Annotated in this window: 8 protein-coding genes; 4 read left to right on the top strand and 4 right to left on the bottom strand. The window is 54.0% G+C overall.

Annotation, left to right across the window (positions count from 1 at the left end; genetic code table 11):
- Positions 1-107 precede the first annotated feature (107 nt).
- Positions 108-1046 carry an alpha/beta hydrolase gene (locus R3I13_RS25990; RefSeq protein WP_346320920.1) on the top strand — a complete coding sequence of 313 codons (939 nt, stop codon included), beginning with the start codon at positions 108-110 and terminating at the stop codon, positions 1044-1046.
- A gap of 278 nt (positions 1047-1324) precedes the next feature.
- Here the strand turns inward: R3I13_RS25990 and R3I13_RS25995 are convergent, their stop codons facing one another.
- The gene (locus tag R3I13_RS25995) at positions 1325-1840 is read right to left on the bottom strand and encodes a GNAT family N-acetyltransferase (RefSeq protein ID WP_346320921.1); all 516 of its coding nucleotides are present in this window, start codon (positions 1838-1840) and stop codon (positions 1325-1327) included.
- 115 nt (positions 1841-1955) lie between these two features.
- Here R3I13_RS25995 and R3I13_RS26000 point away from each other — a divergent pair, with 115 nt between their 5' ends.
- A complete protein-coding gene (locus R3I13_RS26000) occupies positions 1956-2978 on the top strand; it encodes a nucleoside hydrolase (RefSeq protein WP_346320922.1) in 1023 nt (340 codons plus the stop codon).
- An 8-nt stretch (positions 2979-2986) separates the two neighbouring features.
- Here R3I13_RS26000 and R3I13_RS26005 read toward each other — a convergent pair whose 3' ends face one another.
- On the bottom strand, positions 2987-3853 hold the full coding sequence (locus tag R3I13_RS26005; protein ID WP_346320923.1) for an AraC family transcriptional regulator: 867 nt from the start codon (positions 3851-3853) through the stop codon (positions 2987-2989).
- Between the two features lie 126 nt (positions 3854-3979).
- On the opposite strand from R3I13_RS26005, the gene R3I13_RS26010 reads away from it, so the two are divergent.
- Positions 3980-4801, top strand: coding sequence for a phytanoyl-CoA dioxygenase family protein (locus R3I13_RS26010; protein WP_346320924.1), 822 nt, complete (start codon positions 3980-3982; stop codon positions 4799-4801).
- Between the two features lie 65 nt (positions 4802-4866).
- Here R3I13_RS26010 and R3I13_RS26015 read toward each other — a convergent pair whose 3' ends face one another.
- Together R3I13_RS26015 and R3I13_RS26020 are read right to left on the bottom strand one after the other, a co-directional pair.
- A complete protein-coding gene (locus R3I13_RS26015) occupies positions 4867-5568 on the bottom strand; it encodes a hypothetical protein (RefSeq protein WP_346320925.1) in 702 nt (233 codons plus the stop codon).
- A gap of 34 nt (positions 5569-5602) precedes the next feature.
- Positions 5603-5878, bottom strand: a complete 276-nt coding sequence (locus R3I13_RS26020) for a hypothetical protein (RefSeq protein WP_346320926.1) — start codon at positions 5876-5878, stop codon at positions 5603-5605.
- 398 nt (positions 5879-6276) lie between these two features.
- On the opposite strand from R3I13_RS26020, the gene R3I13_RS26025 reads away from it, so the two are divergent.
- On the top strand, positions 6277-19032 hold the full coding sequence (locus tag R3I13_RS26025; protein WP_346320927.1) for a Calx-beta domain-containing protein: 12756 nt from the start codon (positions 6277-6279) through the stop codon (positions 19030-19032).
- Positions 19033-19164: the final 132 nt, after the last annotated feature.

Below are 19164 nucleotides of genomic sequence, written 5' to 3' on the forward strand. Positions count from 1 at the left end.
TACAGCCCCCGTTTTGCAGTGTCGCTTTTAACCCTATGATTGTCGCATGTACACTGCAGGCGGTACGATATTGTTACCGAGATTTGTATCATAAAAAAACGCACGATATGAATAAGCATCTTATCACCGGCATCCTGGTTGTTATCGTTACAGCGGCAGCAACATCCTGCCAGCCGCGCCCGGAAGAAGGGCAAAACGTTTCAGCTGAACCCAAAGGCACTGTTGCCAGCCAGGCCCTGAAACCGGCTGAGAGCGGCTATGCAGATGTGAACGGGCTAAAAATGTATTACGAAGTATATGGCCAGGGTAAACCCATCGTGCTGTTGCATGGCTCCTATATGACCATTCCCCTGAACTGGTCGCAGATCATTCCCCTGCTGGCCAAAGACCGGAAAGTGATCGTAGCCGAAATGCAGGGCCACGGCCGCACCAGGGACATAGCCCGGGAGATCAGCTACGAAGGCATGGCAGATGATGTATCCGGGTTGCTCAAACACCTCAAAACAGACAGCGCCGACATACTGGGCTACAGCATGGGCGGCGGAATAGCTTTCCAGCTCGCTGTACGCCATCCTGAGCAGGTACGCAGGCTCGTGGTATTGTCCGGCACTTATAAGCACGATGGATGGTGGCCCGATGTGGAAGCCATGTACCCTTCTATCAATGCCGACATGTTTAAAGGCACGCCTATACAAAAACAATACGACAGCCTCGGAAACGATCCGGCCCATTTCCCGGAGTTTGTCAAAAAGGTGATCAGTATCGATCTGAAACCTTATGACTGGTCTAAAGAAGTGAAAAACATCAAAGCCCCGATATTCATGGCCATCGGCGATGCGGACGGCGTACGGTATGAGCATGCGCTGGAACTGTTCCGCGCCAAAGGCGGCGGAAAAATGGGTGATATACACGGCCTGCCCAAATCCCGCCTGGCCATCCTGCCCGGCACTACGCACATCGGCATGATGATGCGCACGGAGTGGTTGATACCTATGGTCACTGATTTCCTGGATTCAGATTTAAGCACGGCTCCGCCTACTTTTTAAATAGCTGAGAAAAAGCCCGCTTTTCTTTGTAAAAAAACGCATTGCAATAAAACCGTCATTGCGAGGAGCAGCAAGGAATTCTGTGCAACAGGAAACGCGACGAAGCAATCTCCTCCCTGGCCCGGAGTACGCCAATTCAATGAAAGAGATTGCTTCGTCGTCCCTCCCGCTTTGGCTCGGCGTCTCCTCGCAATGACGAACTCTTCTCGCGATGACGACTTACAGAAATTTATGTTATTGCCGCTCTTCGCGGTGACGGCCTTTGCTGTCCTATCATCTCATACATCCATCATCATCACCACCATTCCTTTGTATTCACTCCTGATGTACGGATAATTAAGTTCATATTCACCAATCACCCGGAACCCGCACTTTTTATAAAATTCAACAACCGCCGTACTGCTTTCCATTGCTTTCAGCCAAATGACCTGCTTATGCTTTTGTTTTGCATAGTCAAGCACAAAGTCAACCGCTTTTTTACCAAACCCTTTGCCAGCGGCTTCTTTGATAAAATAAATGCGTTCCAGTTCCAATGTTGTATTCGCCGGGAAATCACCGACCGCGCTGTCTATATTCAGCTTAACAAGCCCCACATATTTTTGCCCGTCCTGCACCAGGAAAAAGGCGGCATTGGGATTGGACATTTCTTCATCCAGCTTCTTTTCATTGAAGCTATTCTTCATATAGTTTACGCCTTCATCTTCCCAGAGATGGGTGTAATGTTCCAGGTACGACTGCAGCAACACCCGGATCATATCTTTGATGTCTTCTTTTGTACACGGTTTTATGGTCATAACATGCGCGATGAGTTGATAAATATACCGAAAAACAACGGCCCCGCTTCTCCTCTTCTTCCTTCAGAATAAAGTGTTTATTTTGAAGCCGGATACCTAAAACCCATAATAGCACATGATGCGCCTTATATTCCTCGTTACCGGCATGCTCGCGGCATTTTCCCCTTATGCGGCTTTCTCCCAACCCGCAAAGACCTCCCCTGTGAAGATCATCTTCGACACGGACATGCATACCGACTGCGACGACGCAGGCGCCATGGCAGTGCTGCACACACTCCAGGATAAAGGAGAATGTGAGATCCTTGCAATGATGTGCAGTACAACAGACCCTTTCTCCGGGCCGGCGATAGACGTGATCAACACCTACTACAAACGCCCCGGCATCCCGATCGGCATCCGCAAAGGAAAAGGCGTATTGCGCTCATCGCGGTATACACAGGGCATTGCTTCCGCATTTCCGCACGACTTCGACCCGGATAAAGCGCCGGAAGCGGTAGCCCTTTACCGCCGCACGCTTGAAAAGCAGCCGGACCAGTCTGTCGTGATCGTTACCGTTGGCTACCTGACCAACATCAGCGAATTGCTGCAGCTGCCCGCGGAAGCAGGGCGGCTGAGCGGCATGGAGCTGGTAAAGCGCAAAGTAAAGTCATGGGTGTGCATGGGCGGGAATTTTATCGGCTCCCCTGCGAAGGATGATCTTAAGCTGGGCAACGTAAATTTCTTCTACGACTCATCCGCGGCGTATTACGCTATTCATCACTGGCCCGCGGAGCTCGTCTTCGCCGGGCGCGAAGTATGCTCTGTGCCCAGCGGCCTGGCCATCGGCGAGCATCTTTCACAGACGCCGCAGGATAATCCCGTACGAAGGGCATACGAACTGTATTTCGGGGGAACGCCGAAGAACCGGCATGTGGCAGACCTTGCCACCGTACTGTACGCCGTTCGCGGCCTGCGCGACTACTGGGATATTGAGACCAAAGGGTATATGGACCTTCATCCCGATATGACCTTCGAATGGAAATCCGACAGGGACAGTAACCAGGCGTATCTTCTAAAAAAAATACGTGATGGAAAGCCCAACGACCGTTACGTGGAATCGGTGCTGGATACGCTGCTCCTGGAAGGGCCCGGTTTGTAAAAGGCGCGTTATAAAGCGCCGAATTGCTGACGGTATTGCAGGGGGCTGAGCTGCATTTTTGCTTTGAACATTTTATAGAAGTGCGACACATCGCCAAAACCGCTGTCGAAACAGATATCTGAAATGGTCTTGTCTGACTGCGTAAGCTGCTGGGCGGCATAGTTTACCCGGTATTCAATGACGGTTTCTATAAAGGTCTTGCGGGTGATCCGCTTGAAATATTTACAAAATGCATTCGGCGTCATGCCCGCAATGGCCGCCGCTTTATCCAGCGAAACCTCCTGCCTGAAATGCTCCACCAGGTATGCAAAGATGGGATGTATCCTGGCCTGGTCCGCCGGGGACAGCTCGCCTGCCTGCCATTGGCGGTCCAGCTGTGTATATTCTTTTGACACGGCCAGCTGCTGCAATATTTCCAGCAGGCGGATCATCTGCCTGAAACTATTTTTCTCCGCGGCAAGGCCCATTAGCTGTTCCTGCACCAGCGCCCGCGTCTTTTTGACGAACTGTATGCCGCCGCCGCTTCTTTGGAACAGCTGGCGGATGTTGTGCAATTCAGGTTTGGAGAAAAAATCGTTTCCCAAAAAATCAGGCGTAAACTGGATCACGATGGAACGCGCGGCGGAGCTGCTCTTCGCATCCGGCTGCAGTTTCCAGCAATGGGGCACATGAGGGCCCAGCAACACCAGGTCGCCATCGGAAAAACCGGCCATATGGCTGCCCGCATACCGTTTGCCGCTTCCTTTAACGATCCACGTCAGTTCGTACTCCGGGTGAAAATGGTATGGTGCCGCGAAACCCGCTTTCCCGAATGATCTTACCAGGAAGGAGTGATTGCCCGCGGGCTGCAAAACTTCGTAGGTGGCCTTCAGCATGGCTTTTTTTATCTTAAAACTATGATTTTTACGTCAAATGGATAAAATACCCCAATAAACAGCCAATTTCACCATTTTTTTCCCGGCGGCGGATGGCTTATTTCGTACTATTAAAACTTTCCAGTTATGAATACCACCACTCCCACCCTGCCGGAATTAAATGACACCAGGGAAATTTTCCCCGCACAGGCGGAAGCCTTCCGCAGGGACGGGCATACGCTGACCAGCAACGTGCTCAGTGCCGCTGAAGCAGCCGCTTACCGCGAGGTTATAGCCGATGCCGCCAATCAATACAATACAGAAAAGCGCAGGATCGAAGACAGGGACACGTATGGCAAGGCCTTCCTGCAGATCATGAATTTATGGCGCGTGGATGAACGGGTGAAAAAATTCGTGCTGGCAAGGCGTTTCGCTAAGATGGCCGCGGACCTGATGGGCGTATCCAACGTACGCATTTACCACGACCAGGCTTTATTCAAAGAACCCGGCGGCGGCCCTACGCCCTGGCACCAGGATCAATACTACTGGCCTATTGACACGCATAATACCATTACCATGTGGATGCCGCTGGTGGATATTGACGTGGACATGGGCATGCTCACCTTTGCCTCCGGGTCGCATAAGAACGGGGTGGTGTTCGACTATGAGATCTCCGATGAATCGGAAGGCGCGTTCAATGAATACGTCAGCAGGCACCAGTTCCCTGTTACCCGCGCATCCGCCATGAACGCCGGGGACGCTACCTGGCACTATGGTTACACCATCCACAGCGCGCCGGGCAACCGCTCGCCGCACATGCGTGAAGTGATGACGGTCATTTATATCGCTGAAGATGCGAAGATCACCGCGCCAAAACACAAGTGGCAGCAGAACGATCATGCCACCTGGCTGATGGGCCTGCCCATCGGCGGCCCGGCCGCGTCTGAGTTGAATCCCCTGTTGCTGTAGGTCTGGCATAAAATAAAAACCCGCGTAAACACAGTGTCTACGCGGGTTTCCTGTTTCCAGTATCATTAAGCTGCCAGGTGCGGGTACCGTTCGTGGAACTTCTTCCTGAAATACCTCCCGAGCAGCCCGAATTTTCCATGCAATTCGCCCATGCCCTGCACTTTCATGATACCTTCCCCGTAAAGTGCTGATTCAGGCGGGCGGCGTACTTCGCCGTAATAGATCACATCGGTTGGGTGGCCGTCGATATCCATGCTCATTTTCATCGGTTTCTGCATCATGATGGACGACATGCGGGTTACTTTCTCGCCGTTGGTGATGGCAGCGGGTTTGGCGCTGAGCAGGCGGAAACGGTCGAACACCAGGTGCTCTTTGGCTTCGCCTTCTTCAAAGAAAAGATAATGCAGGTTTTCCCCGCTTAACACCAGGTAAGCCGCGTTATCCGCTTCATGATAACGGGCTTTCACGCCTACCATGGCCCAGGCCGCGGTTTTGGCGGCGGTCACAGCGGCTGATTTCACCTTATTGCCCACGGTGGTGATATAGGCGCATTGCGTAAATGCGTCGATGGGCGCATCCTGCATCTGCTTTTTGATCGCTGTAAAATGGCTCCTTAACAATTCATCCTGTATCTGCGGCGCCTGCGACAGGGCGTCGTCGCCGGCATATTTTTGACGGGTGCCTTTGAGCTTTTTCATGTAAAACACCATGAATACGCCGTAGGCCACGGCAACCAGGATAATGATGGTAATTACAGTGGGTGACATTTTTGTAATACTTGATGGGTGAATAATACAGGCGCTATACCCGCTTTGATTTGATGACCGTATCCTCGTCTTCATCATCATCCTTGTCTGCCAGCAGGAAGATGCAGCCCGCAACGCCGATGACAGCAGTGATCACCGCAGCCGCGACCTTGCCGAAGATGCCGGTCATCACGGAGGCGATAAGGATCACAATACGGAACTGCCGGCCGCTGAGGTTGTCAAAATTGTACATGACGTAGGCTAAATAACCGAACGCGCCGAGCAGGGCCAGCGCCTCCAATATTTTCAGGATGGACCGTGTTATCTTCATAGTTTTTCATATGGTTTTTTGCTGCCTCTAAAATACGATGCACGGAAATTCCCGGGGGAGGTTAATCGATATTCGCCGGGGATAAATCCATATTCGCGGGAGAAAATGCCCTTGTGCGCAGCGGTTTGGGGGGAAATTTCCGCCTGCCCACCCTAAGCGTTAAACCCTTCTTTCCGGGAATTGTTTAGTTGTAGAACTTTTACTACAAGGATTATCGCGGGCAACAATTACTTTTATCCCGTTAAATCCATTTTTTCAGTAACCATACACCTTAAAACCAAATCGCGGCGCTATGTAATTAAATATACATTCCCGAATACATAATGGCATAACATCGTTTCCCATGCTTCCTCACAGGGAGTGTGCAACATATTTGTACCCTATCATATCCTCATAAGATGAAAAAATTTGTCCTGTTAAGCATTTTCGCTTTATTAGTATCTCGTTTGTATGCAGCCGATTATTACTGGGTGGGCGGCGCCGGTTCATGGACTGAACTTAATCACTGGGCGTCCGTATCTGGTGGAGTCCCTAACAAATCTATTATTCCGGGGCAGGGCGATAACGTATTTTTTGATGCGAACAGCGGCCTGGTGAATGGTTCCAATATAGTTCTGCCTAGCGCCAGCCCGGCATATTGCAACAACATGTCGTGGGCGGGGGTAACAGCCGCCGCAAATTTTATTCACTCTAACCAGCCCCTGTATGTTTATGGCAGCATGGAGCTGGCAGCGTCCGTACGTTATGGCACCCAGGGAATATCATTTGTGGGAGGCGGCGCCGCTACATTGAAAATGAATGGCGCCGGCAGGATACCGGCTGCCGGCTGGTACAATCCCATCGTAGTCAACAAGCCGGGAGGTACTCTTTCTATGCTGGATGGCATTCCGGAAGCACTGGTAGTTAGCAGGATTACCCTGACAGCCGGCACCCTGGATATGTCAGATATGACCCATAACTTCGGACATTTTACAGGCACAGGCAATACTGCGAGAAACCTCGACATCAGTAATGCTACGCTCGTCCTCAGCGGCAGCTGGGATTACAGGGGCACTAACAATACTATCAACACAACAGGATCATTTATAACTGCGGTTAGTTTTAATTCAGACCGCTTCAGCTTTCCGAAGGTAGATCTCACGGGAGTTGGCGGCACCGCAATGGTCATCAACAATACTACTTTCGGCCAGCTTACATATACCAGCCCCGCATCTCCCTCCCAATCCTCGCGCATCGGCTCCGGCAATACGATCGACCGGCTGGAATTCAAGGGCGGCGGTTCTATTGCCGGTGGCGGAAATGTGATCAAAGACCTATACATCGCGCCCAGCAATCCCGGGTTCTCGTTTGCCGGCAATAATACGATCACAGGAACGCTGCATGCCAACACGCCGGATTGCGATGCCTTATCGCAAATCCTCGGTTTTGGCGCTAACGCCACCATTACTTTCGGGCCCGGCGCGGTGGTGGACGTACGCAATGTTTTTATGACCAACCTGGCTGCCGCCGGGAGCATTACGCTGCCTATTACAGTAACAGGAGCTGATGGCGGCGGCAACACGGGCTGGGATTTTCAACCCCGTGCAACCGGCACTACGTTATATTGGGTAGGAGGCGCAGGCGAATGGAACGACAAAAGCCACTGGGCTTCCTCCAGCGGCGGGGCAGGCGGTTATTGCGTGCCTTTTACCGGTGACGATGTAGTGTTTGATGCCAACAGCGGCTTTTCGGCAGGTAACAATACGGTTAACGCCACATCCGGCACTGCCTGGTGCCGGAATATGACCTGGACGAACGTTACAGGTTCTCCCGTGTTCGAAAACCGCGGAACTAACCTGCATGTGTACGGCTCTTTGGCGTTGAACCCGGCATTGACCTTGTACGGCAACATCAATTTCAAAGGTACTGACGCTGCTACTTTTACCGCCAACGGCTTCAATCTTGGCCTGCCTGTTTTCCGTGTCGAGAAAACCGGTACGGATGGAGGGGTTACCTTCGTGGATAATTTCACGCATCCCAACTTATATATCATTCACAATTCCGGCAAACTGATCATGGCCAACCGGACATTGCTCATCAGCCGGTTAGGCGTGGAAGTTAATGGCGTCCGTACACAGGATATCAGCAATTCCACGATCACGGTGGAATATGAATGGTCTACAAATTCCACTAACAACACCTGGGTGAATAATGCGGCCGGCTCTTTCATTATCGCGAAACACCGTTTCCTGACAAATGGCCTTACATACCCCAAAGTTCATTCCGGTGCCGTAAACGGCAATGTCGCCATTTCCAACGCCACCCTAGGCGAGCTGGTGTTTACCGGTACAGATATTCTCCCCAGGGTCATCGCACTTTATGGCAACAATACGATCGATAAGCTGGAATTTATAGGAGGAGCAGCGGAGATCCGGGGCAATAATACTATCAACAACCTGATACTGGCCCCCTCCCGCAATTATATTTTCAGGAATACACAGACCATCAACGGTCAGTTAAGCTACAACAACCCTGATTGCTCCGGCCTTGGCGAAATGAGAGGTGTTGCAGGCACTAATGCCACGCTCAATTTCGGGCCGTCTTCCACCAAAAATATCCGGAATGTGCTGCTGGAAAACATGACGGCGACAGGCGCCGGCGTTCCGGTTAGTGTAACCGGCGCGGATGCGGGCGGCAATACAGGTTTTAATATCACCTCGTCTGCCGGCGGCGCCCGTTACTGGGTAGGCGGCAGCGGCGACTGGAATGATGCCAGCCATTGGTCGCTCACGCCTGGCGGCGCGGGTGGCGCCTGTGTGCCGACAGTTGCCAATGATGTATTTTTTAACGCCAACAGCTTCAGCAGCGGCAGCAGCACGGTAACGATCGCCAGCGGTAATGCCTATTGCCGCAGCATGAACTGGACAGGGGCTTCCAACGCTCCCGTGCTTAACATGACAGGCGGCTTGAGGTTTGAGGTCTGGGGCGATATTATCATGAGCCCCAGCGTAACGATCAATGCCGCGATTAGTATGCTGGGAACTGCCAACGGCGTATTGACAACCAATGGAAATACGCTTGGCACATGGTCAATAAGTTTCAGCAGAGGAACCGGCAATACCTTTAAGATAACGGATAACTTTGTTAATCCCCGTTCCTCCATTGGGATATACAGTGGTAATCTCGACCTGAGCGGCAGGACCATTACGGCGGCTGCTATCACCGATCAGGCTACCGCATCCGCGACCAGCATTAATGTTACCAATGCCACGATCAATGCCAGCTGGAACTACGTGGGCGCGAACAAGACCCTGCAGGCTGCGGGCTCTGTGCTGACATGCGGCTATTTCCGCGTTAATGGCGGCACCTACAATAAAGTAAATGTAACTACGGCGGAAAATGATTACATTTTGATTTCCAATACCACAGTTAACGAGCTGCTCTTCAGCCACTCCAGTGGCTCTTCAGAAGCTTATATTGGCGGGGGAAATAACATTAACCTGCTGGAGTTCAAAGGCCGCGGCGTCATCAACGGAACCGGCAATACTATTGGCACGCTGGTATTTGCGCCGGGTAAGACTTATATTTTACAGTCCGGCTCCAATAACACCATTACCGGTGAGTGGTACGGCAGCGGCTCACCCTGTAACCCCACCCAGATAACAACTACTGCCGCCACGGCCGCCACTGTTACGAAAACCTCCGGCACGGTGGATTTCGATTATGTCCGCCTGAGCGGCATTACTGCTGCCGGCGTTACGCCGTTTATTGCAAGAGAACACTCCACGGACCTGGGAAACAATACCAACTGGACGATAGAACCCTATAACAATACGACCGCTATCACCGGTCTGGGGCCGGATTTCACCAAATGCGCAGAGGAATTCCCGCTTACCCTGGATACAGACGGCTTCCACGCCGCTCCTACCGCCACATACCTCTGGAACGACGGAAGCACAAATAAAACATTGACAGTAGCCACCGGAGGTAAGTACTACGTGAGAGTAAGCTACCCTGATGGCTGTACTATCCCGGATACTATTTATGTCACCCGCAGCACCGTTACCGTTGCTCCCGTTACCGGCACTATGGCTGTGTGTAACGGTGAAACAACCACCCTGCAAAGCGCTACCGCCGGCGGCGCTTGGAGCACCAGCAACGCGGCAATTGCAAGTATAGGCGCCACCGGCGTAGTGACCGGCACCGCCCCCGGCACCGCCACCATCACCTATACTGTTTCCAACAGCGACGGATGCAGCGCCAGCCAGACGGCCACAGTAACCGTCAATGCCATTCCCCCGGTAAATGATATTACCGGCAACCTGACAGTTTTCCAGGGCAGCACCACCACTTTAAGCAATACTACGCCTGGTGGCGTTTGGAGCAGCGGCAACACAGCCATCGCCACGGTAAGCAATACCGGCGTAGTATCTGGTGTGGCTCCCGGCACTGCCAACATTACGTATACCGTTACCAGCCCGCAGGGTTGCGATTCAGCCAGGACGGTGACGGTGACCGTAGATGGGTTTACACCGGCCAAACGGGTACTCTCGGTTACCAACACCGCGGATGCTGGAGAGCCTGCCACTAACGGCAGCTTTGCCATCAGCCTGCCGGCGGGTGTTGTGGCGGAAGAGAATATTACCATCAACTACACCGTTGGAGGCACTGCAGGCGCAACTGATTATACACCGTTGAGCGGCACTGCCACCATTTCCGCAGGCCAGAACAGTGTAGCCCTGCCCGTAACCGTGGCGGACGACGCTTTCGTTGAAATTACCGAAACCGTGGTGGTGACACTCAGCACGGCCACAGGCACTAATTATACTTATACCCTCAGCACAACAAACGGAAATGCTACTGTTAATATAACAGATGATGAAAACACAGCAGACAAACGTATACTGTCTGTGATCAATGTGGCTAATGCCGTGGAAGGCGGCGCCCAGGGCATGTTCCGCATCAGCCTGCCCACCGGCGTGACCGCATCGGAAGACATCAGCGTTAGTTATACCTTCAGCGGCACGGCCACCAGCGGTACGGATTACACTGCGCTGAGCGGCAGCGTGACAATACCCACGGGCCAGCCTGGCGTTGACGTGCCCGTTGTTATCATCAACGACATGATCATCGAAGGCGCCGAGAATGTGACAATGACACTGACAGGCGGCGCTACCGCAACGATCGGCAGTTTCACCGCCAGCGCTACCCAGGGCAGTGCTACCCTCAACATTGCCGACGATGATAATACCACAGCAAATCGCACGCTGGAGGTAACCAATATTGTGCATGCCGCTGAGCCGGGCACCAATGGCAGCTTCACCATTGCCCTGCCCGCAGGCGTAACCGCCATTGAGCCTATCACGGTAAGTTATGCCGTGAGCGGCACCGCCAGCGGAACGGATTATACCGCCCTTAGCGGCACCGTGCAGATACCTGCCAGTCAAAATAGTGTAGTGGTCCCCATTACAGTAACCGACGACGCCTTCGTGGAATCCGTTGAAACAGTGATCCTGACCATCAACAACGGCGCGTCGGCCACCTTTGCCTTCACCGCCAGCACCACTGCCGGCAGCGGAACGGTGAATATTACTGACAATGATAACACCACAGCCAACCGCGTGATCAGCATCACCAAAACGGCGGATGCCGCGGAGCCCGGCACGAACGGCACATTCCGCGTCAGCCTGCCCGCGGGTGTGATCGCCTCTGAGAATATCACGGTGACCTACAATGTCACCGGTACCGCTACCCCGGGAACCGACTATACCGCCTTGACGGCCGGCAACGTTGTTATTGCCGCGGGCACTAATGGCACCAACATACAGCTGGCTATTATCGACAATACAGTCATAGAAAACACCGAAACCGTAACAGTTAACCTGGGGGCCGCTACCGCCGCCGGTTTGGCTTATACTATCAGCGCGACCAATGGCAGCGCCACCATTAATATTACCGACAATGACTTTGCCGGCAACAACAACGTTGTGCTGGTCACCAAAGTATCCGATGCGATAGAAGGCGGCACCAACGGGCAGTTCCGCATCTCGTTGCAGCCGGGCGTTACCATCTCCGAAGACGTGGTGATCACCTTCACCACCGGCGGTGCAGCGCTGAGGAACACCGATTACAATATACTCGGGCTGAGCGGCAGCAATATCGTGATCCCTGCCGGCGCCAATGAAGTATACATCGATATCGACGCCGGCAACGATGGTATCATAGAAGGACCGGAGAATGTGGCGCTTACACTGACCAGCGCTGCTTCGTCCAGCTATCCTTTCATCGTCGATCCTTCCAGCAACAGCGGTTCCGTAAACATTATAGACGCCAATGCCGCCAGCAGCACACCATTGCAGGTGATCACCGGCGCCAATGCTTCAGAGCCTGCTGCCAATGGCACTTTCACGGTGAAGCTGGCAGGCGTGGCCACTTCCGCATGGCCGGTAACAGTTGGCTACCGGTTATCAGGTACGGCAACATCCGGCCTGGATTACCAGGGCCTGGGCTCCATCGTGATCCCCGCCAATACCAACGCCATTACGGTAAACCTCAATGTGCTGGACGACCAGATCATTGAGCCCGTGGAAACCATGACCTTTACGCTGCTCTCCGGCAGCGCAACCGATGGAGGCGGCAACGCCTTCATCTTCCCGCCGGACCCTGCCAACAATGGTATAACCGTTAACATTGCGGACAACGATGCGCCTGTCGCAGCCAACCGCGTACTGTCTGTGACTAAAAATAACGATGCTGCAGAACCTTCCACCAACGGCTCTTATACCGTAAGCCTCCCGGCAGGTTACCGCTCTTCCGCCAATACCACTCTTAGTTACACTATGAGCGGCTCAGCCGCCCGCAATACGGATTATACCGTTTTCACCATCACATTGCCTGCTTACCAGAACAGCATCACCATACCGGTACGTGTAACGGACGACAAGATCATCGAAGACACCGAAACGCTGGTGATGAACTTAAATGGCGCCACAGACGGCAACAGCTTCACCTACAGCGTCAATCCCACCACCACTGCAGTGGCGATGGACATTGCAGACGACGACCTGACTCCTGCCAATATGATGCTGTATGTTACAAATAACGGAGACGGCGCAGAACCATTCATCAACGGTGGATTCAGGATCAGCCTGCCGGCCGGCATCACTTCAGCAAGGGCCATTGACGTGAACTACACGGTGGGCGGCACCGCCGCAGCCGGCAGTGATTATACTGCCCTGCCCGCTACCTTCACCATCCCTGTGGGCAAGAACAGCATCATCATACCGGTAATAGTAAATGACGACCAGTTAATTGAAAATGTAGAGACCGTTACCCTGACAATAAACGGGGGTACCGCAAATACCTGGAACTTCACACCGGCAGGCGGCAGCAGCCATGCTATCGTGAACATTACCGACGAAGAGAATACCCCGGCCAATACAGTCATCAGCATTGCAGCCGGATCGGACGCCACGGAAGGTACCGCGGATCTCAGCAGCTTCACCATCAGCCTGCCGGCCGGCATTCTCAGCCCGGAAGACATTACCGTAGCATACACAGTAAGCGGCACCGCGCTCAGCGGAACAGATTACACCGCCCTGAGCGGCACCGCGGTGATCCCTGCAGGACAAAACAACGTGGTGGTAAGCACCCCGGCGGTAGACGACCAGGTGATAGAAGGTAATGAAACCATCATGCTGACCCTTACCAGCGCCGCTTCAAACGGCTTCAGCTGGACCGTCAGCACCACCGCCAACCAGGCTGCTTCCAATATCATCGACAACGATAATATACCGGCTAACCGCAACCTGGCGGTCACCAAAGTCAGCGACGCTACAGAACCCGGCACCGGCGGCATGTTCCGCATCTCGCTGCCCGCGGGCATCACGGTGGTGGAAGATGTTACTGTGAACTATGCAATTGCCGGTACTGCCACACCTGGCGCTGATTACACGGCTCTTACCGGCACCGCGGTGATCCCCACAGGCCAGGGCAGTGTGAATGTTCCTGTAAGCGTGATTGACGACCAGGTAATGGAACCGACCGAAACAGTGGTCGTTACACTTGCCGGCGGTACCAGCACCAGCTTTACTTTCGCAGGCGTAGGCGATGCAACGGTGAACATTGCAGACGACGAGAATGTGCCCGCAAACCTTGTTCTGAATATCAGCAAAACAACCGACGGCGCTGAACCCACTACCAACGGCGGCTTCAGCATCAGCCTGCCCGCGGGCGTAACCGTTTCCGAAGATGTAACGGTAAGCTATACAGTAGCAGGCTCAGCCGCGGCTGGTACAGATTACGCAGCCCTTTCAGGGACGGCGGTGATCCCCGCAGGCCAAACCTCGGTAAGCTTCCCGGTAACAGTCACAGACGACCAGCTCATTGAGCAAGCTGAGACCGTGATAGCTACCCTCACCGGCGGCACCAGCACCAGCTTTACATTTACCGGCGCGGGCAACGCAACCGTAAATATCACCGACGATGAAAGCACCAGCAGCCTGGCACTCACCATCAGCAAAGGAGCGGACGGCGCAGAACCCGCTACCAACGGCAGCTTTACCATCAGCCTGCCTGCAGGCGTAACTGCTGCGGAAGACGTAACGGTAAATTATACCATCAGCGGCACAGCCGTTGCGGGTAACGACTACTCCCCCATCACCGCTGCCATTATCATCCCAGCCGGTCAGAACAGTATATCCGTTCCCGTTACCGTTGCAGACGACCAGGTGATTGAAGCAACAGAGACCGTGATCATGACCCTGGCGGGGGGCGCCAGCGCCAGCTTTACCTTTACCGGTACAGGCAATGCAACGGTGAACATCACTGACAATGAAAGCACCCTGCCGGCTAACCTCGCGCTAAGCATCAGCAAAGGCGCTGACGCTGCAGAACCGGGCACTTCGGGCATCCTTACCATCAGCCTGCCCACGGGCATCAGTGTATCCGAAGACGTTACAGTCAACTTTACGGCAGCAGGCACCGCCACGGCTGACGCGGATTACGCGGCATTCACAGGCACTGCCGTAATTCCCGCGGGGCAGAACAGCGTAAGCCTCCTGGTAGCAGTGATAGACGACCAGTTAATAGAAGGTAGTGAAACAGTAACTGCTACCCTGGCCGGCGGTACATCCACCAGCTTTACCTTCACCGGTACCGGCAACGCAACGGTGAACATCGCGGACGATGATAATGTACCTGCCAACATGGTGCTGAATGTGACAAAAACCACGGATGCAGGAGAACCTTCCGTTGCCGGGATATTTAATATCGCAATGCCGGCCGGCATCACAGCCACAGAGGATATCATCGTTAATTATTCCATCACCGGCACATCCACCCCGGGCGTGGACCATCTACTGTCTTCCGGTACGGTGGTGATACCCGCGGGAGTCAACAGTGTAGATCTGCCATTGATCGTAACAGATGATCAATTGATCGAGAACACGGAAACAGCGGTCATCCAGCTCTCCGGCGGCAGCAACGCCAGCTTCAGCTTTACGGCCACCGGCAGCGCAACGATGGATATCGCCGACGATGACAATACGCCTGAAAACATGACCCTCAGCATCGTGAAAACCGCTGACGCGGCAGAACCGGGCACAAACGGCAGCTTCAGCATCGGCCTCCCCGCCGGCGTAGCCGTAACGGAAGACATTACCGTGAATTACACGGTATCCGGCGCAGCCACAGCTGGCGCGGACTACACGGCTCTTTCCGGAACGGTAGTCATCCCGGCCGATCAGAACAGTGTGAGCCTTCCTGTCGCAGTGATAAACGATAACATACTGGAAGCCACAGAAACCGTGATCGTCACGCTTACAGGCGGCGCCAGCACAAACTTTACATTTAGCGGTACCGGCAATGCCATCCTCAACATTGCGGACGATGAAAGCACCGTACCGGCGAACCTCGCGCTGACAGTCACCAAAGGCAGCGACGCTTCAGAATCCGGCGTCAACGGCAGCTTTAATATCAGCCTGCCCACAGGCATTATCTCCTCCGCGGATATCACCGTGAACTATACCATCGGCGGCACTGCCGGCGCAGGTACAGATTACACAGCCCTCACCGGCACCGTGGTCATCCCTGCAGGCCAGAGCAGCGTGACCGTTCCTGTGACCGCGATCGACGACCAGGTGATAGAGGCAACTGAAACAGTGCTGCTCACCCTCAATGGCGGTACATCCGGCAGCCTCGTCTTCACCGGCACAGGCAGCGCAACGGTGAACATCACGGATAACGACGCCGTACCGGCCAACCTGGCGCTGACCATCACCAAAGGAGCCGATGCTGCGGAACCTGCCACCAACGGCAACTTCGTAATTGGCCTGCCCACAGGCATCACTTCATCAGAAGACATCACTGTGAACTACACCGTGGCCGGCACTGCCAGCAGCACGGATTACACCGCCCTCAGCGGCACCGTGGTGATCCCGGCCGGCCAGAACAACGTGAGCGTTCCTGTAACCGTAACCGACGACCAGGTGATAGAAGTAACCGAGACCGTGATCGCCACCCTCACCGGCGGAACGAGCACCAGCTTCACCTTCACCGGTACCGGCAACGCAACGGTGAACATCACCGACGATGAAAGCACTGTACCGGCCAACCTCGCGCTGACCATTACGAAAGGCGCAGACGGCTCAGAACCTGGCACGAACGGCAGCTTCAACATCAGCCTGCCCACAGGCATCACTTCATCAGAAGCCATCACGGTGAACTATACCGTAACCGGTACTGCCACCAGCGGCGCGGACTACACGGCCCTCACCGGCACCGTGACCATCCCAGTCGGCCAGAACAGCGTACCTGTACCGGTAGCCGTGGCGAATGACGATATCATAGAAGTAACAGAAACAGTGATCGCTACCCTCAACGGCGGCAGCAGCGCGAACTTTACCTTCACAGGCACGGGCAACGCAACGGTGAACATCACCGACGATGAGAGCACCGTACCGGCGAACCTCGCGCTGACAGTCACCAAAGGCAGCGACGCTTCAGAATCCGGCGTCAATGGCAGCTTCAATATCAGCCTGCCTGGCAGTATTATCTCCTCCGCGGATATTACCGTGAACTATACCACTGGCGGTACTGCCGGCGCGGGTACAGATTACACAGCCCTCACCGGCACCGTGATCATCCCTGCCGGACAAAACAGTATAACCGTTCCCGTTATTGCTATAAATGACCAGGTGATTGAACAGCTGGAAACAGTGGTGCTCACCCTCAATGGCGGTACGTCCGGCAGCCTAGTCTTTACCGGCACAGGCAGCGCAACGGTGAACATCGCTGATAATGATGCCGTACCNAACAGTATAACCGTTCCCGTTATTGCTATAAATGACCAGGTGATTGAACAGCTGGAAACAGTGGTGCTCACCCTCAATGGCGGTACGTCCGGCAGCCTAGTCTTTACCGGCACAGGCAGCGCAACGGTGAACATCGCTGATAATGATGCCGTACCAGCCAACCTGGTACTGAATGCCGCCAAAGGAACAGACGCGGCGGAACCAGCTACGAACGGCGCCTTCACCATCAGCCTGCCTGCTGGTTTCACTTCTTCGGAAGCTATTACCGTGAACTACACCACCGGCGGCACTGCCACAGCAGGCACAGACTACAGCGCATTGAGCGGCTCAGTGGTAATACCTGCAGGCCAGAACAGCATATCCGTTCCCGTGACCGTTACCAACGACCTGCTGATAGAAAACGATGAGACCATCACCCTGACCGTCACCGGCGGCAGCACCGCTACCGGCCTGAACTTCACGGCAGGAACAGCTGCGGCATTGATCATTGCAGATGACGACGACGATGACGTGGACGTAATCGTAAGCGCCAGCACGCCTGCAGCGGCGGAAAACGCGGCGAACGGCGCATTCACTGTCAGCATAGCAGGCGGCAAGACCACGCCGGCAAACATTACCGTTGCCTACACGATCAGCGGCACTGCTACCGCGGGTGCAGACTATACCGCTCTCACCGGCACCATTGTCATCCCGGCAGGCAGCAATAGTGTTGTCATACCGGTGAGTGTAATGGATGACGACATTATAGAACCCGGCGAAACAGTGATCGTAACGCTCGGCAGCGCTTCTGCTTCCGGCTTCACTGTCAACATAGGAACAGCCAACAACGCAACTGTAAATATTGCCGATAACGACAACACAGATCTCAGCCTGCAGGTAACGGCTACTGTTCCTGCCGCGGCAGAACCTGCTACCAACGGCGGGTTCAGGATCAGTCTTGCTGGCGGCAAACGGACTGCCGAAGCGGTTACAGTGCGGTATACCATTACCGGCACTGCAACGTCCGGCGCTGATTACAGTGCCCTTACAGGTACCGTTACAATACCAGCGGGGCAAAGCTCCGTTACCATTCCTGTACAGGTGATCAACGATGAAGATGTGGAAGATCCGGAAACGGTGCTGTTACAGATCACCGGCGGTCAATCTGCAACCTATGCGTATACAGCAGGCACTCCCGGCCAGGCGACAGTGACGATCACCAGTGAAGACGTTGAGAGAGGCGACCTGACGATCACAAAAGAGATCGTTCAGCCTGCGGTTGGTCCCTACCGTCTTGGCCAGGACATCACCTACCGGATCACCGTAAGGAATATTGGAAACGGTATTGGCGGCGGCGTAGTGGTAACGGACACATTGCCCGTGCAGCTGGGCTTGCCTTTAGCTACCCGTGCAGAAAGGGGCCAGGTGAATGTTGCGGCAGCAAACAGGGTTGTGATCTGGACCATCGGCGACGTAGCACCCGGCGCTACTTTACAAATGGAAGTTCGTTGCAGGATCACCGAAGGTGGCGCACTCGTTGCCGGCGCCGAAGTTCTCAGCGGCACTACCGACCCGGACATGACCAACAACAAAGCCGTGATGAGATTGCAGATAGACGGCCAGGATCTCAGCTTCCCGACTGTATTCACACCAAACGGGGATGGTAAGAATGAAAGGTTCATCATCGGCGGCCTTGAAAAATACCAGAACGCGAAACTCCAGGTATTCAACCGTTGGGGCGGACAGGTGTACCGGTCCAATGATTACCGCAACGACTGGAACGGCTCGGATCTCCTGGAAAGTACCTATTACTATATCCTAGAAGTGAGAAAGGCAGACGGTTCCGTGAAATCCTTCAAAGGATGGGTGCTGATCGTACGTTAAAAAAATTATCTGCTGACCATAAAAGTGTAAAGATGCAAACAGTAATCAGAGCAGCGGTAATAGTCCTGCTGCTCATCACAGGAGGACGCGCGGTGGCGCAGCAAAACATACAGTTCAGCCAGTATGTTTTCA

The organism is Chitinophaga sp. YIM B06452 (genome assembly GCF_039655965.1).
Taxonomy (GTDB): Bacteria; Bacteroidota; Bacteroidia; order Chitinophagales; family Chitinophagaceae; genus Chitinophaga.